This window comes from Jejuibacter sp. L23 (assembly GCF_050815825.1).
Classification (GTDB): domain Bacteria; phylum Pseudomonadota; class Gammaproteobacteria; order Enterobacterales; family Enterobacteriaceae; genus Jejubacter; species Jejubacter calystegiae.
In genome coordinates, this window is the sequence record NZ_CP138199.1 from 2380794 (window position 1) to 2406498 (window position 25705).

Consider the following 25705-nt stretch of genomic DNA (forward strand, 5'->3'; position numbering starts at 1 on the left):
GGAGTGCGTTATGGCAGCAACGCGTCGCGAACATGACTCTATGGGCGACATCGAGGTCCCTGCGGACCGGCTTTGGGGCGCCCAGACCCAGCGCTCGCTGGAGCACTTTCGTATCTCGGTAGAAAAAATGCCCCCGGCGCTGATTCGGGCGCTGGCGCTGACCAAGCGGGCCTCGGCCCGGGTAAACCAGGATCTCGGTCTGCTGGATAGGCAAAAGGGCGAAGCCATTATTCGCGCCGCCGATGAAGTTCTGGTAGATCAGCACCCGGATGAATTCCCGCTGGCGGTCTGGCAGACCGGTTCCGGAACCCAAAGTAATATGAATATGAATGAGGTGCTGGCGAACCGGGCCAGCGAACTGCTGGGCGGCGAACGCGGCATGAAGCGTCTGGTGCATCCCAACGACGATGTCAACAAGAGCCAGAGTTCGAACGACGTCTTTCCCACCGCCATGCATATAGCGGCGCTGGTGGCGCTGAATGAGCAACTGTTGCCGCAACTGGCGCGTCTTACCCAGACTCTGCACGACAAAGCGGGGGCTTTCCAGGATGTGGTCAAAATAGGCCGAACCCACCTGCAGGACGCCACGCCGCTGACGTTGGGGCAGGAGATCTCCGGCTGGGTGGCGATGTTAAGCCACGCCCGGCGTCATATCGAGGCCGCCCAGCCGCATCTGACGGAGCTGGCGCTGGGCGGCACTGCTGTCGGCACCGGGTTGAATACCCATCCTCAGTACGCTGAGCGGGTGGCGCAGGAGATAGCCCGTCTGAGCGGCCAGCCTTTTGTCACTTCGCCCAATAAATTCGAAGCGCTGGCTGGTTGCGATGCGCTGGTTCATGCCCACGGCGCCCTGAAAGGGCTGGCGGCTTCGCTAATGAAGATTGCCAACGATGTCCGCTGGCTGGCGTCGGGGCCGCGCAGCGGTATTGGTGAGTTAAAAATCCCGGAAAACGAGCCAGGCAGTTCGATTATGCCCGGCAAGGTTAACCCGACTCAGTGCGAGGCGCTGACCATGCTCTGTAGCCAGGTGCTGGGTAATGATGTGGCGATCAATATCGGTGGCGCTTCGGGCAACTTTGAGCTGAACGTGTTCCGGCCGATGGTTATCCATAACTTCCTGCAATCCACGCGGCTGCTGGCGGACGGGATAGCCAGCTTTAACGAGCATTGCGCGGTGGGTATCGAGCCCAATCGGGAGCGCATCGCGCAGTTGCTTAACGACTCCCTGATGCTGGTTACGGCGCTGAATACCCATATCGGCTATGACCGGGCCGCGGAAATTGCCAAAAAGGCTCACCATGAAGGGCTGACCCTGAAAGCGGCGGCGCTGGCGCTGGGCTACCTGAGCGAACAGCAGTTTGATGCCTGGGTACGGCCGCAGGAGATGGTGGGGAGCACGATCAAATCTTGAGTGACAATGTCACTTTTCCAGCCACAGGTGCAGACGTGGAATCATTAATTCCAGCGGCTGCGCCTGGGGGCGGTGGCGATGCTGAATGTTATCGGCATCATAGTTAAGCAGCTCGCCAATATCCGGCACTGCGCTGCCTTCCGGGCACAGCACCAGCAGCGGCGAGGGGCAGGCATACTGTACCTGGCGCTGCCTGTCGGCATACCAGACCCGGGCCACGGGCTGAACCTTGACCGGACGGCGGATTTTCAGGCGCGCCCGTTCCGGCAGGGCGGCGATATCGTTGTACTCCTGGGTGACCATCTCCGCCCACTGCTCCCGATTCCAGGGGGCCACCGTGCGACCGGCCCGTAGACTTTTTTCCAGCATCTCCAGTACCTGATTGCGGGTAAGATTCTTGACGATTTGCTTATTGGCCCAGCCGAAGCGCAGGGTGGCTGCGCCTTCCACTGCGGTCAGGCGCCGGTATGCATTCAGGGTAATTAACCCGGGTAGATGCTGGTGTACCCACTCAAAACGACGGGCTGCGGGCAGGTCAGATTCCCTGGTGACTATTTGCTCCAGCTCTGCCTTCAGGGTATTTACCTGCTCAATGCCTGCACGCAGCACGGCGTGCTGCTGTGTCGTGACCGAATAGCACAGGGCACCGGGCAGGCGTACCGCTGCTTTGCTGCTGCGGCGCTCCGACTGCTGCTGGATGAACAGGCGGGTAAAGTGACGCCAGGCGGCTTCCTGCGCCCGCTGTCCCGTTAACTGCGTGACCGCAATCTGGTTGACCGGTTCATGTTCGGCGCCTTTTTCTACCACCGGCAGTTCAAATACCCGCCCGGCCATCAGGCGACAGGGGCCGAACTGCTGGCGCAGCCCGGACAGAGCCTGTTCTAACTGGCGAAACGTGGTGGTCAGGCGTTCATTCAGATCGTAACGGGACATGATGGCACCTTAATTAGTTACAACATACTGATGATTTATAGCACGAGTGCCGGTTTGCAGCCAGCGCGATCGTGGCGTCCGGCAGGAAAACCTGAGGTTACGCCGGTTTGGCGTCCTGAATCACTATAGGCCACTCCAGGCTAAAGCGGGCGCCGCCGAGGGGGCTGTCATCAAGACGAATGCTACCGCCGAACGCTGTGGCAATGGAGTGAACGATAGCCAGCCCCAGCCCGCAGCCGCCGGTATTGCGATCGCGGCTGGGATCGAGTCGTACAAAGGGGTCGAAGATGTGTTGACGCTCCGCTTCCGGTACGCCGGGGCCGTCATCCTCTACGCACAGCGTCAGGGCAGCTCCTGTCGTTTTTAGCGTTACCTGTACCTGTTCGCGGCTGTAGCGTAGGGCGTTATTGACCAGATTATCCAACGCCCGTGATATCAGACGCGGATCAACGCTGGCTGTTACCGGCGCTTGTGGAAGAGCCAGTTTGATAGCACGCTCCGGGTGAAGCGGGCGTGCTTCGCTTATCTGCTCTTCCAGCCAGTGGTTCAGATTGATGGGGCTCAACAGGAGTTCCGGCTGGGGTCGATCGAGCCGCGCCCAGGCGAGGAGTTCATCGATCAGCGCTTCCAGTTGACCAATATCGCGATTAAAGCCGCGTGCAGTTTCACTTTCCGGATCGTCGCTCATCGCCAGCCGGTAGCGTAGCCGCACCAGCGGGGTACGCAACTCATGGGCGATATCGTCGATCAGCCGCTTTTTACTGGCGACCAGGGTATTGATATTGTCCGCCATCTGGTTAAACGCCAGCCCCATGCGCGCCAGACTGGAGTTCTCTTCCAGCCGTAGTCGGGCATCCAGATGCCCCTGGCCGAAGCGCTGGGCGGCGGTCTCCAGTTTCAGCATATCCTGCCAGTGAGGGCGCATCCAGACGAAGACCGGAAAGGCCAGCGAGATAGCGATAAAGGCGATAAGCCCCACATCCAGCAGCCGCATTTCATGCAGGAAGAACAGATAGGGTACCGGTCCGGCAGAAAGCACATAGCGGCTGTCGGGAATCAACTGGATAAAGGTGTAGCGATCGTCCAGCGCTACGATATCGCCATCGCGCAGTCGATGGATATCATCGGCGGTAAGATCGTACGACTTCAGCGGTTCGATACTCAGGGTAAAAGAGAGATTCAGATCCAGATCGTCAAGGGTTTTAGCCCAGTCCCGGGGCGGTATCTCACGCAGTTCGCTGCGTACCATATACAGGGAACTCTTCATCAGATCGTCCAGCGACTGGCGCCCGGCGCGTTCGGCAGTGAATTTATACACCAGCCCGACCAGCATGCTCATGACCAGGAAGCAAACGAACAGCAGCAGGTAGAACTGGATAAACAGCTTTCTCATGGCGTACGGCTCCTGCCGCCCGGGTCGGGCGGTCGATGATAATTAGCGTTCCCAGGCCTGGGGGGCGAACAGATAGCCTTTATTGCGCACGGTTTTAATACGGCAGGGTTCGGCGCCGTTGTCGCCCAGCTTGCGCCGCAGTCGGGAGACGGCGACATCCACGCTGCGGTCCATACCGTCGTAGCTCATGCCGCGCAGGCTGTGTAGCAGCGCATCGCGATCCATCACCTGGCCGGCGTGGGTCGCCAGCTCCCACAGCAGATCGAAGTCAGCGGTAGAGAGCGTCACCTCTTCATCGTTTAACATTACCTGACGGTTGACCGGGTCGATGCGCAGCATCCCAAAGGTTAGCGGGCGGTGTGGAATCGGGGCCGTTTGCAGCGTGGGTGTATGATGTTCGCTGGCCTGACGCAAATGCAGCCGCAACCGCGCCAGCAACACCGGCGGCGGCGTGGTTTTCAGAATATAGTCACAGGCGCCCAGCTCCAGGGCCAGGATATGATTCATATCGCTGTCGAGAGAGGTCAGCAGCACGACAGGACCTGACCATTGGGGCCGCAGATCGCGACACAGGGTCATACCGTCTTTGCCGGGCAGCATAATATCCAGTAACACCAGATCGGGCTGCTCCCGAAGGATGGTCTGTTCGGCGCGATCGCCACGATTTTCCAGCACGACATCGATATTATGCCGTCCCAGCCATGAGGCAATTAACGACCCGACTTCCGGGTCGTCTTCCACAAATACGATTTTGCTCATCCAGGATGTCCTGAAGGGATCACCAGCGCAGGGGGCGACCGCCATCGACGGCGAAGCTGCGTCCGGTGACATAACAACTGGTCATCAGGTAGCTTACCAGATCGATAATCTCCTTTTCGCCAGGTGCAATTTTCATTAACGATTTATTGAGGGTTTTCTGGCGAAAGGCCGCATCGTCTTCTTCATAGAACAGAATCAGCCCAGGGGCGATAGCGTTGACTTTCACCTCTGGTGCCAGCATTCGGGCAAAAGAGCGGGTCAGGTTATCCAGCGCCGCTTTACTGGCGGCATAGGCCATATGGCGGTCGCTGCCGCGCTCCACCACGTAATCGGTAAAGTGGATAATATCGGAAGAGGCGTGACCATAGCCGCGCAGCAGCGGCGCCAGCTCGTGGTTAAGCAGATAGGGTGCATGAACATGAATCTGTAGCATCCGCGCCAGCGTGTCCTGGCGGGGGACCTCCGGGCTTTCCGCCTCCCAGACGCTGGCGTTATGGATAATGGCGCGCAGGCCGTCGCAGCGTGACCTCACGGCTTCAGCGAAGGCGAAGATGCCCTCATCGTTGGAAAAGTCGGCCTGCAGGCAGGTGGCGCCGCGCTCTTCCAGAATATCAATCGCTTCATAGCGGGTACGGTAGCTCACCACAACCGGCGCCTCTTCGTCCAGAAAGTGGTGCGCCAGCGCCAGACCGATACGGCGGCCGCCGCCGGTAATCAGTACAGGGCGCTGCAGTTTCTCCCCCATCGGAGCCTCCTTGTTATTATGTACGACGGGGCAGGCTTTACCCCATAAGCATCCAGGTTGCCGGGAATGCGGCAACCAGTATCAGGAAGATGATAGCCTTTTCCTGCATATTCAGCGAGTTGTCATGGTTATGACTGGAGGGAAATGGCGCATTTTGGTCAGCGTTTGCGCGTTTTATCGAAAGAGATATGCAGAAACATCATTTTGCGCCAGACCCGATTATGCAGGCAGTAACTGACCATTTTCCAGAAGGCGTTGCTATTGAGACTCATCAGACTGACCACTGCAAACAGGATGCAGATCAGAGCCCCCGGAACTGTTACGCCAGGATAGGGTATGTCAGTTATTGCTGCAAGTAGATAAATAATGGCCCCGGCTGCGGCCACAAGGGTGAGTCCGATAAGTACTTTCAGGGCGCTAATCACCCCTTTGCTCAATAAAAACAGGGTAATGGCGTTTATCCCGGCAAAAAGCAATGCTGTGGCAGTGATAGCGACAAAAACCTTATGGCGGGGAATTGCGGCCAGGTCAAAAATGATGGACCACAGGGCAAGTTGGGGAATAGCAAAGCTCACAACTACGCAAAACACACTAATGATGGCGGGTAGTCCTGAGTAGTGCCAGCCAGGTTGCCCCATCTGCTCAGCCAGTTGATTTTTTAGCTTTTCCAACTGCGGATAGTCAGCTTGTTTTATTTGTTGATCAACATCGATATAGTCGTGGAGGCGCCTGGGGCATATCTTGATGGGCATTGTACACTCCGTTAATTATATCGTAGTAGAGAATGACTGAATGAGTCCGATAGCATACTTGCCGCTTTGAGTTATGTTACCCGGGTTGCGAATTATTTATAATCATGAAGTGTAAATTTTATGTAACAATCTCATCTGCAGAGAGGCGCTATCAAGGAAATTGTTATGGAGAAAGTCACTGTTCAGGAAAGAGATTAAATAAGATATCAGCAGGCATGCTTAAAGCATGCCTGTCAAAGGGGCAGGCTTTACCCCATAAGCATCCAGGTTGCCGGGAATGCGGCAACCAGTATCAGGAAGATGATAGCCTTTTCCTGCATATTCAGCGAGTTGTCATGATCGTGGCTGTAGCGGGTATAGAGGAAAACCAGCAGCCCTGGGGCATACAGCACTACCGAGAGCAGCAGGTGCATCAGACCGGAGGCGTATAGCAGCCACAGCCCATAGAGACTGGCGCACAGACCGACGATACGGTGTAGCGGGCGATGGCCAATCTTCAGCAGGAAGGCGCCTACCAGCAGATAGGGCACCAGGATCATCTCTGAGGCGATGGTCAGCAGGGTGTTGTAGTCGGCATTGGTCAGCCAGATCAGCACCAGACAGAGCTGTACGCTGATATTGGTTAGCCACAGCGAAGCCGAGGGCGCGCCGTTGGCGTTCTGGCGGGCGAACATTTTGGGGAAGGCTTTATGAGTGGCGGCCAGCAGCGGCACTTCCGCCGCCATAATGGTCCAGCTCAGATAGGCGCCGCATACCGAAATAATCAGTCCGGCGGCGATAATCACTTCGCCCCAGGGACCAATCATATTCACCATCAAACCGGCCATCGACGGGTTGCGCATCGAAGCTAACTGTTCGCGGGGCACCACGCCCAGCGACAGCAGCGTCACCAGCAGATAAACCACCAGCGCAGAGCAGACCGCCAGCAGGGTGGCGCGTCCCACATCCTTTTTATGGCGCGCCCGGGCGGAAACGACTACCGCGCCTTCCACGCCGATAAACACCCACAGGGTGATCAGCATGGTATTTTTCACCTGCTCCCAGACCGGCACTCCCAGCGACAGGCCACTGAAGTCCATGCTAAAGGTGGGAAGCTGGAAAACCATGGCCGCCAGTACCACGAACAGCCCAAGCGGTATCAATTTTGCCAGGGTAGCGAGCAGGTTAATGCTGGCGGCGGTCTGTACACCGCGCAGAATCAGCCAGTGTACCAACCACAACAGCAGCGAAGCGCCGACAATAGACTGCCAGGTGTTGCCATCGCCGAAAAAGCGCAGCTCCGGGGTATCGGTAAAAAAACTGAGGGCGGAAAAGACGATCACCAGATAGGAGACGTTGGCGATCACGGCGCACAGCCAGTATCCCCAGGCGGAACAGAAGCCCACCAGCTCGCCAAACCCTTCGCGGGCGTAAGTAAAGATACCGCCGTCCAGCTCCGGGCGCAGGCGCGTCAGCAGCAACATCGCCAGCGCCAGCATCAGAATACCTACGCCGGTAATGGCCCAGCCGATAAGCAGCGCTTCGGGAGCGGCAACGTGGGCCATATTCTGCGGCAGGCTAAACACCCCCGCGCCCAGCATTGAGCTCAGTACCAGGGCGGTAAGGGCGGCGAGGCCCAGTTTCTTTTCCATAGGTGTCCTGATGTATCAGGGCGGCGCCAAATCGCAGGGGCGCGCGGCCCAAAAGTCGCGAGTCATACAGGTCATGCCCGGTGAGCGGCGCACGCAAAGAATACGGCGTCAGGCTATCGGGTTAGCCTGCCTGAAGCGCGCGATTTTACGGAGTGCGTCCGCCCCTTGCAATCAGTTCCGCCAGGGGGCTGCGCGATCGATAAAAAAATGGGCAGCCTGTGGCTGCCCGGGATTTGTCAGAATAAGGATTTACTTAAACAGGTCGGCGCTGATGGTCATATTGCCGCCGCGTTCCTGCCACTGACGGGTGATGTGGTAGTACTTAGCGCCTTTCTGAGCCGCGCGCTTCGCTACCTGGTAGGAAACTTCGGTCATATTGCCGAAGTGGCCGGTGAACTTCACGCTATCGAAGGGCACCATCTGAGCCGCGGTGACTTTGTTCACTTCCTGAATCGCGGTGCCGTCCGGAAGTGTTACGGTGTAACGCCCACCTTTGGATGACTGCGTCTCGTAGAAGCGGCCCACGTTAGAGCTCGGCTGACTGGAAGAAGCAACGCCCGGGATCTCAACCTGCTTCGCTGCGGCGCCGCCGCTGGCGACGGCGGCACGACCGGCATCAGAATCCGCCGGAATCACGTCCGGACTCTGTACTTCACGCTTTTTCGCATCGGCTTTATAGATGAAAGCGGTGATGATCTGGTTGCCGCCGTTGTTAGCGTCGATCTGGCGAACGATATAGAACGATGCCGCGCCTTTCTCCTTCGCCTGTTTGGCGATGGCGTAGTTCACGTCCGGCTGCGAGCGGTAGAAGCCCTGAATGGTCACGGTATCGAAGGGCTCCAGGCGGTAGGCCTGATCTTTCGGTAGCTCCATCACGCCATTGATCATCCGGTTATGCGGTTTTTCTGCTGCGGGGGCGTCTTTATGGTAGATGTCGGCCACCACGCGCCAGTTGCCGCTGTTGCCGATATCGCTGGTATCCTGAATATAAAAGGCATCGGCGCCTTTGGCGTCGGCGCGGCTGGACACGGCTTTAGCGGCATCGCTCAGGGCGGTGAAACGGCCAGTAAGGGTAATGCGTTCAAAGGGCTTCAGGGAGGCGGCCTGCTCAGGCGTCAGTTCGGTCGCCGCATGGGCGGAGATCGCGGTCAGAGATAAAAGGGCTGACGCCAGCAGGGTCTTCTTAAGCTTCATAATTAATCCTTCGCCTTGCGCAAAAAAATGAGAACTGAGTGGCTTGCTCTATAATTTCCAGTCAGCCGCTGATTATGGCACTGAATCTGTACCATTGTCTGCGTCAATTTTCGAGGTTTTTTATCGTGAATCGGGGCGTACTGTGCCCTCTGGCGCGATGAGGGGGAAATTGATGCATTAACCGGGAAAAGTGATAAGGAATATCGATTTTAAAGTTAATTTATTGTTAAAGTTATTATTTATTAAGTGCTTATATTCTTTTCATTGACAATGACAACGCCGAAAATAAGCCCTCAGAGCGCCAGCTAAAGTAAAAATAGCTATCAGGGCGGGACGGCTGGTGAATTTTGCTAATAATATAAAAAAGTCTCGAATCCTGATATGGATCACAGGCTCTGTTTTCAGTAGGTTATAGAAAGGTTGTTACAGCGCCTTTTTTCATTTTGGGTCATTACGCGTCCGTATTCGGGAAACCTGGCGTCGGGCGCGCTATCGCCTGTGAGAAATACAGACGAACCATCATCAATAACCGGATGGAAGGGAATATTATGCGAATTGGGGTACCAAAAGAGCAGTTAGCTAATGAGACCCGCGTCGCCGCCACGCCGAAAACCGTTGAACAGCTGGTTAAGCTGGGTTTTAGCGTAGTGGTGGAATACAGCGCGGGGATCAAGGCGAGTTTTGAGGATGAGGCTTACGTCCGCGCCGGGGCCAGTCTGGCGGCTGGCGCCGAGGTGTGGCAGTCGGACATAGTGTTGAAGGTGAACGCACCGCTGGACGATGAGATTGCCCAACTGCGCGATGGCGCGACGCTGGTGAGCTTTATCTGGCCGGCGCAGAATCCGGAACTCATGGATAAACTGGCGGCACGCAAGATTACGGTGATGGCGATGGATTCGGTGCCGCGTATTTCGCGCGCCCAGTCGCTGGATGCGCTGAGCTCCATGGCGAATATTGCGGGCTATCGCGCCATCGTTGAGGCAGCGCATGAATTCGGGCGCTTCTTCACCGGTCAGATCACCGCTGCGGGTAAGGTTCCTCCAGCCAAAGTAATGGTGATTGGCGCCGGTGTTGCCGGGCTGGCAGCCATCGGCGCTGCCGGTAGTCTGGGCGCCATCGTGCGCGCCTTCGATACTCGTCCGGAGGTGAAAGAGCAGGTGCAGAGTATGGGCGCCGAATTCCTCGAACTGGACTTTAAAGAGGAAGCGGGCAGCGGTGACGGCTACGCCAAACAGATGTCCGACGCCTTTATTCAGGCCGAAATGGCGCTGTTCGCCGCTCAGGCGAAAGAGGTGGATATTATCGTTACTACGGCGCTGATCCCCGGTAAACCAGCGCCGAAGCTGATTACCCGTGAGATGGTCGACAGCATGACGCCCGGTAGCGTGATTGTCGATCTGGCAGCGCAGAATGGCGGTAACTGTGAATATACCGTGCCCGGCGAGGTGTTCGTGACGCCCCACGGCGTGAAGGTAATTGGCTATACCGACCTGGCGGGGCGCCTGCCCACCCAGTCTTCCCAGCTATACGGTACCAACCTGGTAAACCTGCTGAAGCTGCTGTGCAAAGAGAAAGACGGCAATATTCAGGTAGACTTTGAGGATGTGGTGGTGCGCGGCGTTACTGTGGTACGCGACGGCGAAGTCACCTGGCCTGCTCCGCCAATTCAGGTATCCGCCCAGCCTCAGGCTGCCGCGAAGGCGGCGCCTCAGCCGAAAGCTGAACCGGCTAAACCTGTTTCACCCTGGCGTAAATATGCGCTGATGGCGCTGGTGGTTGTCCTGTTCGGCTGGCTGGCGGATGTGGCGCCGAAAGAGTTCCTCGGCCACTTTACGGTCTTCGCGCTTTCGTGCGTGGTGGGCTACTACGTGGTGTGGAATGTCTCGCACGCGCTGCATACGCCGCTGATGTCGGTCACCAATGCCATTTCGGGCATTATCGTGGTCGGGGCGTTGCTGCAGATCGGCCACGGCGGCTGGGTCAGCATCTTTAGCTTTATCGCGGTACTGATCGCCAGTATCAATATTTTCGGTGGCTTCACCGTCACTCAGCGCATGCTGAAAATGTTCCGGAAGAACTAAGGGGGAGCCATGTCTGGTGGATTAGTGACTGCGGCCTATATTGTGGCCGCCATTCTGTTTATTTTCAGTCTCGCCGGTCTGTCGAAACATGAGACGTCGAAGCAGGGCAACCTGTTCGGTATCGCGGGTATGGCCATTGCGCTGATCGCTACCATCTTCGGGCCGGAGACCGGCAACGTAGCGTGGATTATCGTGGCGATGATCATCGGCGGTGCCATCGGCATCCACTTCGCGAAAAAGGTCGAGATGACCGAGATGCCCGAACTGGTGGCGATTCTGCACAGCTTTGTGGGGCTGGCTGCGGTACTGGTAGGCTTTAACAGCTATATCGATCACGCGCCGGGTCTGGAACCGGTGATGGAGAATATCCATCTGACGGAAGTGTTCCTGGGCGTCTTTATCGGCGCGGTGACCTTTACCGGCTCTATCGTGGCTTTCGGTAAGCTGCGCGGCAAGATCTCCTCGAAACCGCTGATGTTGCCTAATCGTCATAAGCTGAACCTGGCGGCGCTGGTGGTCTCTTTCCTGCTGCTGGTGCTGTTTGTGCGTACCGAAAGCACCGGGCTGCAGGTGCTGGCGCTGCTGCTGATGACCCTGATCGCGCTGGCGTTCGGCTGGCATCTGGTGGCCTCCATCGGCGGCGCCGATATGCCGGTAGTAGTTTCGATGCTGAACTCCTACTCTGGTTGGGCGGCAGCGGCGGCGGGCTTTATGCTCAGCAATGACCTGCTGATCGTCACCGGCGCGCTGGTGGGCTCTTCGGGGGCTATTCTCTCTTACATTATGTGTAAGGCGATGAACCGCTCCTTTATCAGCGTGATTGCAGGCGGTTTCGGTAGCGACGGTAGCGTCAGCAGCGGTGAGGAAGAGGTCGGCGAGTATCGGGAAATCAGCGCCGAAGAGACGGCGGAGATGCTGAAGGGCTCCAGCTCGGTCATCATCACCCCCGGCTACGGTATGGCTGTGGCCCAGGCCCAGTATCCGGTGGCGGAAATCACCGAGAAGCTGCGGGCGCGCGGCGTGAAGGTTCGTTTCGGCATCCATCCGGTAGCGGGGCGTCTGCCCGGCCATATGAACGTACTGCTGGCGGAAGCGAAAGTGCCTTACGACGTGGTGCTGGAGATGGACGAGATCAACGACGACTTCGGTGAGACTGATACCGTGCTGGTGATTGGCGCCAACGATACGGTCAACCCGGCGGCTCAGGACGATCCCAACAGTCCTATTGCCGGTATGCCGGTGCTGGAAGTGTGGAAAGCCCAGAATGTGGTGGTCTTTAAGCGCTCCATGAATACCGGTTATGCCGGGGTGCAGAACCCGCTGTTCTTTAAAGAGAATACTCAGATGCTGTTTGGCGATGCCAAAGCGAGCGTAGAGGCGATTCTGCGGGCGCTGTAACCGGCGCTCAAACGCAAAACGCCCGCGATAGATGTCGCGGGCGTTTTTTTACGGGCGGAAGTCAGTCGTCCTCTTCGTCGTCCAGCTCTACCGGCGTCTGGTAGTCATCGGGCTTGATCACCAGCAGGTCGCAACGCAGATGGTCGATCACCTGCTCGGCGGTATTTCCCAGGAAGGCGGCGGAGATACCGGTACGGCCCACGGTACCCAGCACCACGATACCCGCCTGCAGATGCTCGGCCAGGTCCGGAATCACCTCTTCCGGTAGACCTTTCTCGACGTGAGTCATGTCCTCGGCAATGGAATATTTCTGACGTAACGCCTTCATGGCCAGCAGATGCTGACCGCGAATGGCATCGTTATAGACGCTGGGATCAAAGTCAGGGAGTTCAATGGCGATATTGATGGGCGTAGCCGGATAGGCGCCCACCAGATGGACTTCGGTATGGTTAACCTGATCGGCCAGCCGTAGCGTCTGTTCCACCAGCTTTTCATTCAGCGCATTGTGGTACAGCTCTTCGCTGGCCAGATTAACGGCTACCAGCGCTTTACCGCCTTCCGGCCAGGGTTTGTCTTTAACCATCCAGACCGGGCAAGGGCACTTGCGCAGCAGATGCCAGTCGGTAGGGGTGAAGATCACCGCTTCCAGCCGATCGTGCTGGTGAGCCATCTTCAGTACCAGATCGTGTTCAGCGGCGATGACTTCCTGAATAATGGCTTCGAAGGGGCGGTTATGCCACACCACTTTAATATCGATGGGAATGCCCGCTTCTATATAGTAGCGCGCCTGGTTCTTGATCCATTCTGTGCGCTGACTGATAACACCTTTGCGCATGGCGGTGCGTTCATCGGGCGACAGAAGCGTGGTCATCTCATATGAAAAATCATAAATGGGCAGAAAGGCTTTGATCCTGCCGCCAATCCGTTGATGCAGGTACACTGCTCGTCGCAATGCTGGCTGATCGTCCTGGTCGGGGTCGATAATCACCAGCATGTTTTCATACTTCGCCATACAGGGTCTCCTTACAACTGTAAAACCGCAGTCTGTTTACAGATAAGATTAACCTGGCATTGCGTAATTAAACAGGAAAGAAACTTTCGCCGGATCAATAAATCAGGAAATTTATTGGCCCGGCGAAGAAGGATAAGGCGGGGTTATGCCACGTTGCGGGCCTGGCCCGCGAGCACCGAGAGGGCGTCGCTGTTTTCGATGGTAATGTATTTACCTTTCACCGCCAGCATGCCGCTCTTCTGGAAACGACCCAGCAGGCGACTGATGGTCTCGACCGTCAGTCCCAGATAGTTGCCGATATCGCCGCGAGTCATGGTCAGGCGGAACTCGCGTGGCGAGAAACCGCGCTGGGCAAAACGGCGCGACAGATTATAGATAAAGGCAGCCAGCCGCTCTTCGGCATTTTTCTTGGAAAGCAGCAGGATCATATCCTGATCGCCTTTGATCTCGCCGCTCATCAGACGCATCATCTGCTGACGCAGATTGGGCATCTTGCCGGAAAGATCGTCCAGGGTCTCAAACGGGATTTCACATACCATTGAGGTTTCCAGCGCCTGAGCAAAGCTCGGATGGTGGCCGGTACCGATGGCATCGAAACCCACCAGATCGCCTGCCAGATGGAAGCCGGTAATCTGCTCGTCGCCCTGTTCGGTAATGGTATAGCTCTTGATAGTGCCAGACCGAATGGCATACAGCGATTTCAGCTCATCCCCGGCTTTAAACAGCGTTTGTCCTTTCTGAATGGGCTTTTTTCGCTCAATAATATTATCAAGCTGATCGAGCTCATGTTCGTTAAGGGTGAACGGGATGCATAATTGGCTGATGCTGCAATCCTGGCAATGGATAGCACAACCGCCAGACTGGATGCGTCGGATAATGCGCTTTTCTGGGATCATAAGTCTGCTCAGGCCTTAATTGATATGCGTCAATTTTAACATCATTTTCTCCCCATGATAAGTCTGGTTACGCCGCTAACGACAAATGTACTGAATCGTTTCTGAGAGCAAAATTCATCTTGCTGAATTTGTACGATAAATTGCGGCGTTATTGTTACAGCAGTAACCAGCCCTCGTGGCGCAGCAGCCACTCTTTACGCTGTACGCCGCCCGCGTAGCCGGTAAGCGTGCCGTCGCGACCGATAACCCGGTGGCAGGGGACCACAATACTGATCGGGTTGGCGCCGTTAGCTGCGCCGACGGCCCTGGCAGCACCAGGGCGGCCCAGCATCTGAGCCAGCTGCCCGTAGTTGATCGTCTGTCCGCAGGGAATAGTGCGCAGCGCCTGCCAGACTTCGCGCTGGAAGGGGGTTCCGGCGGTGGCGCCAGGCAGGGCGTCAATCACGCCGAGATCGCCGTCGAAGTAGTCGTTCAGCCGGGCGCAGAGGGAGCCAGGATTCCGGCTGTTGACCCGTTGATAGCCTTCCCGGCGATAATGGATATCGAGCAGTTGTTCCATGCGATCTTCATGCTCTTCCCACTCCACGGCACGTAGCCGAAATGCCTCGTCACACAGCACCCACAGCGGCCCCAGCGGGGTGGCGATCTTATCCTGCAACAGCGTCAGCATGGCAAATTCCTGTTTTTGATTCTGACTCACGAGTAGCGACAAGATACCATGTCAACGCCAGGGACAACCAGCCTGCAAAAAAGTCCCTGGCGTGACGCATTGCGGATAAAATCAGGCGCTTGCTGTATCCAGCGCAGCCACCTCTTCAGCGGTAAGCGTCAGGGAAACCGCCCGGGCAAAGCTTTCTATCTGGCTGACGCTGGTAGCGCTGGCAATAGGCGCAGTCACGCCTTCACGCTGAATCAGCCAGGCCAGCGCCACTTCCGCCTGATGCACGCCGTGACCTCTGGCGACGGCATCCAGCGCGTCAAGAATGGCGTAACCGCGCGGATTCAGGTAGTCCACGACTTTATCGCTGCGCTGTGATTTTGCCAGATCGGCTTCGCCGCGATACTTACCGCTCAGGAAACCCGATGCCAGACTGTAGTAGGTCACCACGCCCAGCTCTTCCTTTATACAGAGATCGCGCAGGGCGCCATCGTATGAGCCGCGATCGTAGAGGTTATATTCCGGCTGCAGAACCTGATAAGCCGGCAGCCCTTCGCGCTGCGCTACCGCCAGAGAGTCGGCGAGCTGTTTGGCATCCAGATTCGAGGCGCCCACGGCTTTAATCTTTCCGGCCTTCAGCAGCTTCTGATAAGCGCCCAGCGTCTCTTCATAGGGTGTCTGCGGATCCGGCCAGTGTGAGAAATAGAGATCGATGGCCTCCACGTTCAGCCGCTTAAGGGAGTCTTCCACCGCCTGGGTTACCCAGCGTTCGGAAAGTCCTTTCTGACCGGGTTTTTCAAGATCGGCGCCGACCTTGGTAAAGATGGCCAGCTTATCGCGCATTCCCGGACGGGCCTTCAGCCAGTTGCCGATAATGGTTTCCGAAACGCCACCGGGGTTTCCCGGCGCCCAGAGCGAATAGACATCGGCGGTATCGATCGCGTTAAAACCGTGATCAACAAAGGCATCCAGCACCTCGAAACTGGTCTTTTCGTCAATGGTCCAGCCAAAGACGTTGCCGCCGAAGACCAGTGGGACGATGTCGATACCGGTCTTGCCGAGTTTCCGCTGTTCCATACTTCCTCCTGTGTGCTTTTTAGTGATGCCGTTTACTGTTGACGAAGATGCCCGATTTGTCAGCCGCCAAACGCCTTCAGGGCATCAATCGTTAAAAAATAATGAGTTAGCCAGCAGCGACCAGCCGCGGCACCACGCCGGGGCCAATCGGCAGACCAGACAGATACCAGACCACCAGCAGCAACAGCCAGACCGTCAGGAAGATTAGCGGATAGGGCAGAACCAGCGAATAGTAGGTGCCCAGTTTGGCGTCTGGTCGGTAGCGTTGCAGGAAGCCCAGAAACAGCGGCACGAACGGAGAAACCGGCGCCAGTGGCAGCACCGAAGAGTCGGCGATACGGAACAGAATCTGGGCAAAGGCCGGATGAAAGCCCATCAGCATAAACATCGGCACGAAAATAGGCGCCAGAATTGACCAGATAGCCGAACCGCTGGCGATAAACATACACAGCAGTGACGACAGCAGCGCCAGTCCCACAAAAGCCGGAACGCCGCTCAGTCCGGAGCTTTCCAGCAGATCGGTCAGCCCTACCGCCATAAATTTGCCCATATTGCTCCAACTGAACATGGCGACAAACTGCGCCAGTGGAAAGACCATCACGATAAAGCCCGCCATCTCTTTCATCGGCTCAATCATCAGCGCAGGCAGATCGCCCTGGCGGCGGATGGTGCCGGTCGCGATGCCATAAGCGATGGAAACCACAAAGAAAAACAGGATGATCAGCGGCACAATACCGCGAATAAAGGGCGAGGGCAGAATGGTGCCCTGCACCGGATCGCGCAGCAGGCTGTGTTCCGGCACCACCATCAGCGCCACACCGGCGATAAACAGCAGCGCCGCGATACCGGCAGTAAGCAGGCCGCGATTCTGCGCCGCCGTTAGCTGTTCCAGTCGTTCATCGCTGTTGCCCTGCCAGACCCCCAGCCGCGGTTCGATAATGCGGTCGGTAATCAGGCCACCGACCAGGGTCAGCACGATGACTGAGGTCGCCATGAAGTACCAGTTGTCAATCACGCTGACGTGCATGTGTGGATCGATAGCGTGGGCCGCTTCGGTACTGATCCCGGAAAGCAGCACGTCGGTGGTGACGATCAGCAGATTGGCGGTAAAGCCGCTGCCCACACCGGCGATGGCCGCCAGCAGCCCGGCCACCGGGTGGCGACCTACCGCCAGGAAGATCAGCGCCCCCATCGGCGGCATAATCACCAGCGCGGCATCCGAAGAGATATGGCTGAAGAAGGCGATAAACAGCACCATATAGCTGGCGTAACGGGCGCTGACTCTGGAGGCCATCTTCACCATCAGCGCTGGTAGCAGCCCGACACGCTCTGCCAGACCCGCGCCCAATACCAGCGCCAGAATAGCGCCCAGCGGCGTAAAACCGCTGAAATTCTTGATGACATTGGGTAAAAACCAGTGCAGTCCTTCGGCGCTCAGCAGGTTCCTGACCTGAACGATGCTGCCATCGGTCGGGCTGCGCACCCCGGCGTCAAAGGCCGAAAGCAGCGCTGTCGCTACCATCAGAATGGCTATCAGCCAGATAAAGAGCAGAAAAGGGTGCGGCACCCGGTTGCCCACCTTTTCAATCCAGCCATAAAAGCGGGAGGGGGAATGCGACGGTATGGATGACATACTCATGGGGCGTTCCTCGATTGTTATTGATGTTGTTGTGTTATTTATTGTTTTATGCGCCGGATAAAGGTGACGGTGTCACGTAATCCGGCAGTGGACATTGCCACGGACGCTGCGCCAGTTGTTGATCCAGTTCATGGCGGCAGCGTTTCACCAGGTCAGCGTCGTTCAACAGCCGGATAGCCGTAGCCCCCAGCACCTTCGCGGCCAGTAACATGCCCTTATGCGCAATGCTGGTGCGCCCCTGGCTGACCAGTTGCCAGGAATGCAGCGCCGTACCCACTGCGAAACAGGGGCTGAAACACTGGGCCACCGGCACTGTCCAGCTCACGTCGCCCACGTCGGTAGAGCCTGCCAGCAGGCCGCGATTCGGCTCCCAGGGGGCGACCTCGTCTACCAGCAGGGTATCGCGCTGGCGACGGGCAAACTCTTCGCCGCGCTGGTTAGCCGTACCGGCGATATTGTTCAGGCTGTTGGCAATATCGTTTTCATTCAGCGTGGCGCGAATGCGGGCGGCGAAAGCACGCTCTTCATCGCTCCATTCGGGCGTTCCGAAGGCCTGCATGGCTTCGTACATCGCCGCCTCCAGTTGGCGATTGGGCAGATAGTCAGAGCAGGCTTTAATAAAACGTGACTCCACCCGGGTTTCGGTCATCAGTGCCGCGCCCTGGGCGATTTTTTCAATACGCTGGTGGATCTCCCGGGCCTGCGCCATTTCCGGTGCGCGGATCAGGTAGACCACTTCGGCGTGGGACTGCACCACGTTGGGGGAAATGCCGCCGGTATCGGTAATGGCGTAGTGCACCCGGGCTTTCTCGATAATATGTTCGTTCAGGAAGTTGCTGCCGGTGGTCATCAGGGTGACGGCGTCCAGCGCGCTGCGCCCCAGGTGGGGCGAGTTGGCGGCATGGGCCGCTATGCCGTGAAAGCGGTAAGCCACCTGAATGTTCGCCAGGGTGGCAAGGCTGAACATGCCCGCCCAGGCTTCCGGGTGCCAGGTCACGGCGGCATCGACGTCGTCGAACAGTCCTTCGCGCACCATAAAGGTTTTTCCGGAGCCGCCTTCTTCGCCTGGGCAGCCGTAGAAGCGAACCGTGCCCTGGCCGCCCTGACTCTCCAGCCAGGCTTTCACCGCCACGGCGCCCGCCAGGGCGGCGCTGCCCAGCAAATTATGGCCGCAGCCGTGGCCATTGGCGCCGGGGATTAGCGGCTCTGGCGATGCGCAACTGGCCTGCTGGCTCATGCCAGCCAGGGCGTCATATTCGCCCAACAGAGCGATAACCGGACTGCCGCTGCCGAAACTGGCGATAAACGCGGTTTCGATGCCGCCGACGCCGCGTTCCACGTGAAAGCCCTCCGCTTCCAGTTCATCGGCCAGCCGCTGCGCCGACCAGAACTCTTCAAAACGGGTTTCCGGATGATCCCAAATCTCATCCGCAAGGGCGGAAAACTGCGCGCGCCGGGTTTCGATGGCGTCATTAACGAACGGATACAGATTTTCCATTACGCCTCTCCGTATTGCGGGAAGTTGAGCACCAGGCTCGCCAGGGTGTTGACCGCCGTGGACATGACGCTTTCGTCAAAGTCGAAGTATTCGTTATGGTGGCCCGCGCTGAGGGTGGTGCCGAATACTATGTAGGTAGCCTGACCGCCTCTGGCCTGAACCCGTGCCATCATCAGGGTGGCGTCTTCCGAACCGGCACTGCCTTCGCTGCGTTCCACGGCGCGTTCGACCCCGGGAATAAGGGCGGCCTGGCGGCGAACAAAATCGACCCACTCCGGGGAGGGATGGCTGCTGGTGGCGGCGCCCATCAGGCGGATCTCCTGCTGTACGCCGTGGCTGATAGCCGCTCCTTCGATAACCTGGCGGGCGCGGGCGAACACGTATTCGTTAATCTCATCGGTGGCGCCGCGGGTTTCTACTTTCAGCAGGGCATCGGCAGGCACCACGTTACGTCCGCTACCCGCCTGCATCACGCCGACATTGACCCGTGACGGCCCCTGACTGTGGGGAGCGATAGCGTGCAGCGCCAGTGCGGCCTGGGCGGCGGCCAGCAGGGCATTGCGTCCCTGTTCGGGATTGCCGCCTGCATGGGCAGCTGTACCGCGGAACAGGGCATCGAACTTGGTGGTGGCCATAAAGTTATCGCTGCCGCACACCACTTCGCCTGACGGCACGCCGGTGCCGATATGGATGGCGGTAAAGTAGTCCACATCATCCAGCGCGCCGGCTTCCACCATGGCGCGGGCGCCGCGGGTTCCCTCTTCAGCGGGCTGGAACAGCAGCTTGATGGTGCCGCATAGCTGCGGCTTTAGGGCGCTGAACAGATGCGCCAGCCCCAGACCGATGGCGGTATGGCCGTCGTGGCCGCAGGCGTGCATCATGCCGGGATTACAGGAGGCAAACCCCTCCGCCGCCGGGCGATGCGGTGCGTTCTGCTGCTCGCTGAGATCCAGGGCGTCCATATCCACCCGAAAGCCGAACACCGGTCCGGGTTTACCGGTCTCCAGGGTGGCGACCAGACCGGTAAAACCGCCGGAAAAGGCCGGGAGCCATTGGGGATCGGCGCCCTGAGCTAGGGCGCGCTGCTCTTCGGCCGCCAGGGTGTCGGCATCCGGCAGACCCATACGGGCGTCGGCGCTGATAACATCGCGCCCCAGCGCGAGCTGCCAGCCCAGGGAATCCAGCTCGCGGGCCACCAGGGTCGCGGTACGAAACTCGACCCAGCCCGATTCGGCATAGTGGTGAAAGTCGCGACGCCACTGGCGCAGTTTGGGGGCCAGGGCTTCTATCTGTTGTGCAAGCGAATCCATCTCCGTTCCTTATATAAGCGTTTTCTGTGATTCAGTTCACGTTGTGATAGCTTTTGCTTATCGCAGGCCTCTGAATCTACGTTTTTGCCTTTCAGGAATTACCCTGGCATATCGCTTTGCTTTACAGTAGATGACAGTTTGTTTCATCTGATAAACAACGGTTATCGGAGCCTGGAATGTCCTTTCAGATTAAGTTTCATCAGATTCGCGCTTTTGTAGAGGTAGCGCGCCATGGCAGTATCCGCGGCGCCAGCCGCACTCTGGGTGTGTCCCAGCCAGCGCTGACCAAATCGATCCGCGAGCTGGAGACGGGGATGGGGGCGCAGCTCTTTGTCCGTCGCAGCCAGGGGGTGGCGCTGACGGTATGCGGTGACAGCTTCTTTCAACACGCCTGTCTGATTCTGGAAGAGCTGCGCGCCGCCAGAGAGTCCATCGCCCAGACCCTGGGGGAGTTTCGCGGTCAGGTCAATATTGGGCTGGGGGCCAGTATTTCACGCAGCCTGATGCCGACGGCCATCGCTAATTTTCAGCGCCAGCACCCGGAGGTCAAGGTCAGAATTGTCGAAGGACAACTGGTATCGATGATTGACGAACTGCGTCAGGGCAAACTCGATTTCACCATCAACACCTGGTATCGCGGTCCCTGGGAGCGTGAATTCAGCTTTGAGAAGCTACTGGAAAAGCGCTTCGCCATCTTTGCCCGGCCGGATCATCCGGCTATCGACGCCCGCCATTTGTCACAGCTCGGCGCCTGCCGCTGGGCAATGCCGTCGCCTCAGGGCAGTTATTTCCGCCAGATGGAAGAGTTCTTCCAGCGCCACGACATCCAGCCGGATATTGGCGTGGTCTGTGAAACCTTCACTTCCAGCATTAACCTGGCAGCCCGCAGCGACTATCTGACCGTGCTGCCGGAAGATATGGGGCAGGATATTCAGCACAGGGGCCTGCTAAAACGGGTGAAAATTCAGGAGCTGCTGCCCATGGCGGGTTATTACCTGATTCAGCGCCGCGATACCCCCCCCACGCCGCTTACCGCTTTACTTATCAGCCACTTTCGTCGCTTGTGCGCTTTTCAGGAGCCGACGATTCCGTTTTCGGAGCCCGGGGAGTGCGTGACTCATTAAAGGGTTAATAAAAAAGAAATCCTGATATCATTCAGCCCGGTTTTAACCTGAGGTCAGATCATGGCTGTCAGCAAGCAGCTCATGTATTTCCTTGTCAGAGAGTGAACTGGAAAGAATCACGGTGACCCAGTGCTCTTTATTCATATGGTAGGCAGGCAGGATACCGTCTTTTTTTCGCAATGAACCTATATGTTCCGGCCTGACCTTAACATCAAGGATATCCACTCTATCATTCGTTTTCAGCCCCAGCTTTGTACCGGGGACGCTCATCACAATAGCAAACCATTTATCTCCGTTATGATGGCGAAGTACTGCGTAATCCGGCAGGTTACTCCATAGGTACTCTGGCTCTGAGCTAAAATGCTGCCGGGCATAGCTGAATAATGACTCTCTTTTCATCATCACTCCCGTATCGTCTGGTGATAAAGATTCTGGCTTTGTAATATGGCGTTCGGAGTTATGGTAATAACCCGCAACCCCATAAGGACAGGGCGAAACCCTTCCTGTGTTATAGCACGTTTCTTGCGTTCTTCCGGCTCGCCCGGCGGGTATCCTCACTATTTACAGCCATGTTCGGGGGATCGAGCGTCACCGACTATAACTGCGCAATTATCAATCAAAAGCTTTCCTGAAAAACATTTTTAACTTATTGATTTTTAAAGAGAGTGGCTGCATCATAGTAGCGGGAAGATCCTGACAGGCTATCAGTATAATGCGATGAATTAAGTCATTATCTTTAGCATTATCGGCCCTTTTGCGGCAGGATCCCTGTGATATTCTTACCCGTATCTGATAATAAAGAGCAAAAACGGCGCGTGCGTAAGACACGGGTCGGAGAATCATATTGAGCGTTTTGCCTGTGACTCAGGCAGTGGAGTTTCCGAATGATTAAGCACACTCAGAATGAACACTACCAGCCGCGCGGCTGGTCCGATATCGACAGCCGTTACCGGTTCGCTATTGCTGCATTTGTCCTGTCGCTGGTTGGCGGCCTGGGCTGGTCGGCATTTTATCACCACAATCTGTTCGTCCAGGCCGATACCGCCAGAATTGCGGCGATCGGCCAGGCCGAGATGCAGCAGAAGACCATCAGCGATCTGATGGGGCGTGAAAAAACGCTGACTGAGCTGGAATCACGTCAGGCCCGGGAGTTGGCTGATGCCCGCGCCACCATTCGCCGCCTGGAACAGCAATCTTCCGCCCGCCCCACGCTGTAATTTCCTCACGCGCCGCCCCCGTTGAGCCAACGGAGGTGGGGCGCTATAGTCATACATCTTCTGTTGTTGCTATGGTCGGAGGTGTGATCGTGACCCCGGATGAGAAAAGCCTGTTTCTGGATGCGGTAGGGGACGTCAGGCCCCTGAAATCGGGTGCTGACGTTCACTGGGAAAAAAGCCAGCCGCCGCGCCCCCGTCGTCACCGCGACGATCTGCAACTCGACAACTTTCTGACCACCGGTTTTCTGGAAATCGTTCCGCTGAGCGAGCCGCTGTTGTTCCGGCGCGATGGCTTGCAAACCGGCGTGCTGGATAAGTTGCGCAAAGGGAAATATGGCCGCGAAGCCAGTCTGAACCTGCGGCAGCAGTCGGTTGAACGCTGTCGAACCTTGCTGTACGCCTTTATCCTTCAGGCAACGCGCGACGGCTTGCGCAATTTGCTGATCGTGCACGGTCGCGCCCGGTCGGATAACACTCATGCCAACGTGGTGCGCAGCTATCTGGCGCGCTGGTTGCCTGAATTTGACGAGGTGCAGGCCTTTGCCGAAGCCCAGCCGCAGCACGGTGGCTCCGGGGCCTGCTATGTGTCGTTGCGCAAATCGGCGCTGGCGAAGCTTGATAACCGGGAACGCCACGCCGCCCGGCGCGGTTAAGGTATCAGCAGCGACAGTTCCTGTGCCGCAGCCTGGAGCTGCGGCAATACCCGTTCGCGCAGTTCCTGCGCCGATACCTGCCCGGCGTGCACTCCCACATTCAGCGCCGCTTCTACGCCGCCCTGTGAATTAAACAGCGGAACGGCGATGGAGCGCAGCCCCATTTCCAGCTCCTGATCGTTAAGGGCATAGCCCTGCTGACGTACCTGCTTTAGCTCCTCTTTTAATTCGCTGACCGAACCCAGGGTCTGGGAGGTATAGCGAATCATGGTGGCCCGGGCCAGGGTATCGTTCAGTTGTTCTTCCGGCAGATGACTCAGCAATACGCGCCCCATGGAGGTGGACCAGGCGGGCAGACGGCTGCCAATGTCGAGATCGATGGTCATAATGCGCGAACTGGAGGCCCTGGCGATATAGAGAATATCGTCACCGTCCAGAATGGCGATAGAGCAGGACTCATTAAGCATTTCACTTAACTGCCTGAGCACCGGCTGGGCCGATTTAGCCAGCGGGGTAGAGGCAAGCCAGGCGTGCCCCAGAGAAAGAATCCGCGGCCGTAGCTGAAAGTTTTTGCCATCCTCGGCATAGACAAAACCCAGCTTGCCCAGGGTGTAAAGACAGCGCCGCACCGCCGCTCTGGGTATGCCGGTCTTCTGGCTAATCTGGGAGATAGACAGAACCCGCCGCTGTGGGGTAAAGGCCTGAATCACCTCAAGACCGCGCGCCAGCGAAGTCATAAAATTGGGATCGCCCTTAAAGGGATCCCGTTCGCCGCCCACGTAATGGTCGCGCTCTTTTTCCATTTTCCCCTCCGTTATTTTTGCCATCGATCACACTCTGGGAAGAAAGATACATGATGTTCGATAATCGCACCATATTTCGATTATCGCCCTTGACCCTGTTCGTTAACAGGCTCACATTTTGGCCGAAGAACGCAATTTTGTGCGATGTACGCACAACAAGGAGCAGAGTGATGATTGACAAAAGCGTCTCCTCGCTGGAGGAAGCGGTGGCCGATATTCATGACGGCGCCACCATCATGATTGGCGGTTTTGGCCCCGCCGGTCAACCCACCGCCCTGATCGATGCCCTGATAGCGCAGGGCGCTGGCGACCTGACCATTATTAATAACAATGCCGGTAATGGCGAGGTGGGGCTGGCGGCGCTGCTGAAGGCGGGAAGGGTGCGTAAGATGATTTGCTCCTTCCCCCGTCAGGTAGATTCGCAGATTTTCGACGACCTCTATCGCCGCGGCAAAGTGGCGCTGGAGCTGGTGCCCCAGGGCAACCTGGCAGCGCGTATTCAGGCGGCCGGTGCCGGACTGGGGGCAATTTTCACCCCCACCGGATACGGCACGCCGCTGGCACAGGGCAAAGAGAGCCGGGAAATCGATGGCCGCCACTATGTGCTGGAATATCCCATCAAAGCCGATTTCGCGCTGATTAAGGCCCATCTGGGCGACCGCTGGGGCAACCTGATTTATCGCAAAGCGGCGCGCAACTTTGGTCCGATTATGGCGACCGCCGCGACCACCACCATTGCCGAAGTAAGCCGCATTGTGCCGCTGGGCGATCTGGATCCGGAAAACATTGTGACGCCGGGGATCTTCGTGCAGCGCCTGATTGGTCTGCATCACGACGTGGCACAGAGCGCCTGAGGAGCAAATGATGCAAAAAATGACCCGTGACGAAATGGCCCGACGCGTGGCGCGTGACATCCCGGAAGGGGCGTACGTCAACCTGGGGATTGGGCTACCCACCCGCATTGCCAACTATCTTCCTGCCGATAAAGAGATTTTCCTGCACAGCGAAAACGGTCTGCTGGGCATGGGGCCGAAGCCAGAGCCGGGTGAAGAGGATCCGGAGCTGATCAACGCAGGGAAAGAGCAAGTGACGCTGCTGAAAGGCGGTTGCTTTTTCCACCACGGCGACTCCTTCGCCATGATGCGCGGCGGCCACCTGGATATCTGCGTGCTGGGGGCCTACCAGGTGTCGGCCCGTGGCGATCTGGCCAACTGGAGCACCGGCGCGCCAGACGCCATTCCGGCAGTGGGCGGTGCGATGGATCTGGCCATCGGCGCCCGCCAGGTCTTCGTGATGATGGATCACCTGACCCGAGACGGCCAGTGCAAGCTGGTGGAAAGCTGCAGTTACCCGCTGACCGGCGTGGCCTGCGTCAGCCGAATCTACACCGACCTGGCGGTGATCGATATTACCCCTCAGGGGCCGGTAGTCAGAGAGATCTTCAACGGTTTGCCAGCCCAGGAGCTACAGAGAATCACGCCGGTAACCCTCAATTTTGAACCTCTGGCGGAAAGCGCATAA

The 25705-nt window shown here is 57.5% G+C and carries 24 protein-coding genes; 8 read left to right on the forward strand and 16 right to left on the reverse strand.

Annotation, left to right across the window (positions count from 1 at the left end):
* Positions 1 to 10 precede the first annotated feature (10 nt).
* Complete coding sequence (fumC, locus tag SCU88_RS10965; protein ID WP_175341403.1) at positions 11 to 1411, forward strand: class II fumarate hydratase; 1401 nt, start codon at positions 11 to 13, stop codon at positions 1409 to 1411.
* Between the two features lie 9 nt (positions 1412 to 1420).
* Here the strand turns inward: fumC and tus are convergent, their stop codons facing one another.
* The 7 genes from tus to ydgH all read right to left on the reverse strand — a co-directional run bounded on the left by tus (position 1421) and on the right by ydgH (position 8818).
* Positions 1421 to 2344, reverse strand: coding sequence for a DNA replication terminus site-binding protein (gene tus, locus SCU88_RS10970; protein WP_138097318.1), 924 nt, complete (start codon positions 2342 to 2344; stop codon positions 1421 to 1423).
* Between the two features lie 97 nt (positions 2345 to 2441).
* A complete protein-coding gene (rstB, locus tag SCU88_RS10975) occupies positions 2442 to 3737 on the reverse strand; it encodes a two-component system sensor histidine kinase RstB (protein ID WP_175341404.1) in 1296 nt (431 codons plus the stop codon).
* Positions 3738 to 3779: 42 nt separating this feature from the next.
* Positions 3780 to 4496, reverse strand: coding sequence for a two-component system response regulator RstA (gene rstA / locus SCU88_RS10980; protein WP_138097320.1), 717 nt, complete (start codon positions 4494 to 4496; stop codon positions 3780 to 3782).
* A 19-nt stretch (positions 4497 to 4515) separates the two neighbouring features.
* Positions 4516 to 5241 carry a dihydromonapterin reductase gene (gene folM / locus SCU88_RS10985; protein ID WP_138097321.1) on the reverse strand — a complete coding sequence of 242 codons (726 nt, stop codon included), beginning with the start codon at positions 5239 to 5241 and terminating at the stop codon, positions 4516 to 4518.
* 158 nt (positions 5242 to 5399) lie between these two features.
* Positions 5400 to 5993 carry a hypothetical protein gene (locus SCU88_RS10990; RefSeq protein WP_175341405.1) on the reverse strand — a complete coding sequence of 198 codons (594 nt, stop codon included), beginning with the start codon at positions 5991 to 5993 and terminating at the stop codon, positions 5400 to 5402.
* Between the two features lie 248 nt (positions 5994 to 6241).
* Complete coding sequence (locus SCU88_RS10995; RefSeq protein ID WP_175341406.1) at positions 6242 to 7624, reverse strand: basic amino acid/polyamine antiporter; 1383 nt, start codon at positions 7622 to 7624, stop codon at positions 6242 to 6244.
* A 249-nt stretch (positions 7625 to 7873) separates the two neighbouring features.
* Positions 7874 to 8818 (reverse strand): DUF1471 family protein YdgH, encoded by a 945-nt coding sequence (gene ydgH / locus SCU88_RS11000; protein ID WP_175341407.1) that lies wholly within the window; start codon positions 8816 to 8818, stop codon positions 7874 to 7876.
* A gap of 548 nt (positions 8819 to 9366) precedes the next feature.
* Between ydgH and pntA the strand changes: the two genes are divergently transcribed.
* Together pntA and pntB are read left to right on the forward strand one after the other, a co-directional pair.
* Positions 9367 to 10899, forward strand: coding sequence for a Re/Si-specific NAD(P)(+) transhydrogenase subunit alpha (gene pntA, locus SCU88_RS11005; protein WP_175341408.1), 1533 nt, complete (start codon positions 9367 to 9369; stop codon positions 10897 to 10899).
* A 9-nt stretch (positions 10900 to 10908) separates the two neighbouring features.
* Positions 10909 to 12297, forward strand: a complete 1389-nt coding sequence (pntB, locus tag SCU88_RS11010; protein ID WP_175341409.1) for a Re/Si-specific NAD(P)(+) transhydrogenase subunit beta — start codon at positions 10909 to 10911, stop codon at positions 12295 to 12297.
* Between the two features lie 61 nt (positions 12298 to 12358).
* On the opposite strand, the gene uspE is transcribed toward pntB, so the two are convergent.
* The 7 genes from uspE to SCU88_RS11045 all read right to left on the reverse strand — a co-directional run bounded on the left by uspE (position 12359) and on the right by SCU88_RS11045 (position 20387).
* Positions 12359 to 13309, reverse strand: a complete 951-nt coding sequence (gene uspE / locus SCU88_RS11015) for a universal stress protein UspE (RefSeq protein ID WP_175341410.1) — start codon at positions 13307 to 13309, stop codon at positions 12359 to 12361.
* A gap of 143 nt (positions 13310 to 13452) precedes the next feature.
* Positions 13453 to 14205, reverse strand: a complete 753-nt coding sequence (gene fnr, locus SCU88_RS11020; RefSeq protein WP_138097328.1) for a fumarate/nitrate reduction transcriptional regulator Fnr — start codon at positions 14203 to 14205, stop codon at positions 13453 to 13455.
* Positions 14206 to 14359: 154 nt separating this feature from the next.
* Positions 14360 to 14875, reverse strand: a complete 516-nt coding sequence (gene ogt / locus SCU88_RS11025) for a methylated-DNA--[protein]-cysteine S-methyltransferase (RefSeq protein WP_138097329.1) — start codon at positions 14873 to 14875, stop codon at positions 14360 to 14362.
* Positions 14876 to 14986: 111 nt separating this feature from the next.
* The gene (locus SCU88_RS11030; protein ID WP_175341411.1) at positions 14987 to 15940 is read right to left on the reverse strand and encodes an aldo/keto reductase; all 954 of its coding nucleotides are present in this window, start codon (positions 15938 to 15940) and stop codon (positions 14987 to 14989) included.
* A gap of 106 nt (positions 15941 to 16046) precedes the next feature.
* Positions 16047 to 17579, reverse strand: coding sequence for a p-aminobenzoyl-glutamate transporter (gene abgT / locus SCU88_RS11035; RefSeq protein WP_175341412.1), 1533 nt, complete (start codon positions 17577 to 17579; stop codon positions 16047 to 16049).
* Positions 17580 to 17625: 46 nt separating this feature from the next.
* Positions 17626 to 19077, reverse strand: coding sequence for an amidohydrolase (locus tag SCU88_RS11040; protein WP_175341413.1), 1452 nt, complete (start codon positions 19075 to 19077; stop codon positions 17626 to 17628).
* On the reverse strand, positions 19077 to 20387 hold the full coding sequence (locus tag SCU88_RS11045) for an amidohydrolase (protein WP_175341414.1): 1311 nt from the start codon (positions 20385 to 20387) through the stop codon (positions 19077 to 19079). Before SCU88_RS11045 ends, SCU88_RS11040 begins: the two co-directional genes overlap by 1 nt.
* A gap of 176 nt (positions 20388 to 20563) precedes the next feature.
* On the opposite strand from SCU88_RS11045, the gene SCU88_RS11050 reads away from it, so the two are divergent.
* Complete coding sequence (locus SCU88_RS11050; protein WP_175341415.1) at positions 20564 to 21511, forward strand: LysR family transcriptional regulator; 948 nt, start codon at positions 20564 to 20566, stop codon at positions 21509 to 21511.
* A gap of 42 nt (positions 21512 to 21553) precedes the next feature.
* Here SCU88_RS11050 and SCU88_RS11055 read toward each other — a convergent pair whose 3' ends face one another.
* Complete coding sequence (locus SCU88_RS11055; RefSeq protein ID WP_138099233.1) at positions 21554 to 21910, reverse strand: MmcQ/YjbR family DNA-binding protein; 357 nt, start codon at positions 21908 to 21910, stop codon at positions 21554 to 21556.
* A gap of 485 nt (positions 21911 to 22395) precedes the next feature.
* Between SCU88_RS11055 and SCU88_RS11060 the strand changes: the two genes are divergently transcribed.
* Positions 22396 to 22728, forward strand: coding sequence for a hypothetical protein (locus tag SCU88_RS11060; RefSeq protein ID WP_138097335.1), 333 nt, complete (start codon positions 22396 to 22398; stop codon positions 22726 to 22728).
* 89 nt (positions 22729 to 22817) lie between these two features.
* The gene (gene smrA / locus SCU88_RS11065; protein WP_175341416.1) at positions 22818 to 23381 is read left to right on the forward strand and encodes a DNA endonuclease SmrA; all 564 of its coding nucleotides are present in this window, start codon (positions 22818 to 22820) and stop codon (positions 23379 to 23381) included.
* Here the strand turns inward: smrA and SCU88_RS11070 are convergent.
* Entirely contained in the window at positions 23378 to 24184 is an 807-nt protein-coding gene (locus SCU88_RS11070) for an IclR family transcriptional regulator domain-containing protein (protein ID WP_175341417.1), read from the reverse strand. The two genes, smrA and SCU88_RS11070, sit on opposite strands and share 4 nt — an antisense overlap.
* Before the next feature lie 170 nt (positions 24185 to 24354).
* Between SCU88_RS11070 and SCU88_RS11075 the strand changes: the two genes are divergently transcribed.
* Positions 24355 to 25038, forward strand: coding sequence for a 3-oxoacid CoA-transferase subunit A (locus SCU88_RS11075; RefSeq protein WP_175341418.1), 684 nt, complete (start codon positions 24355 to 24357; stop codon positions 25036 to 25038).
* Positions 25039 to 25048: 10 nt separating this feature from the next.
* On the forward strand, positions 25049 to 25705 hold the full coding sequence (locus tag SCU88_RS11080) for a 3-oxoacid CoA-transferase subunit B (protein WP_175341499.1): 657 nt from the start codon (positions 25049 to 25051) through the stop codon (positions 25703 to 25705).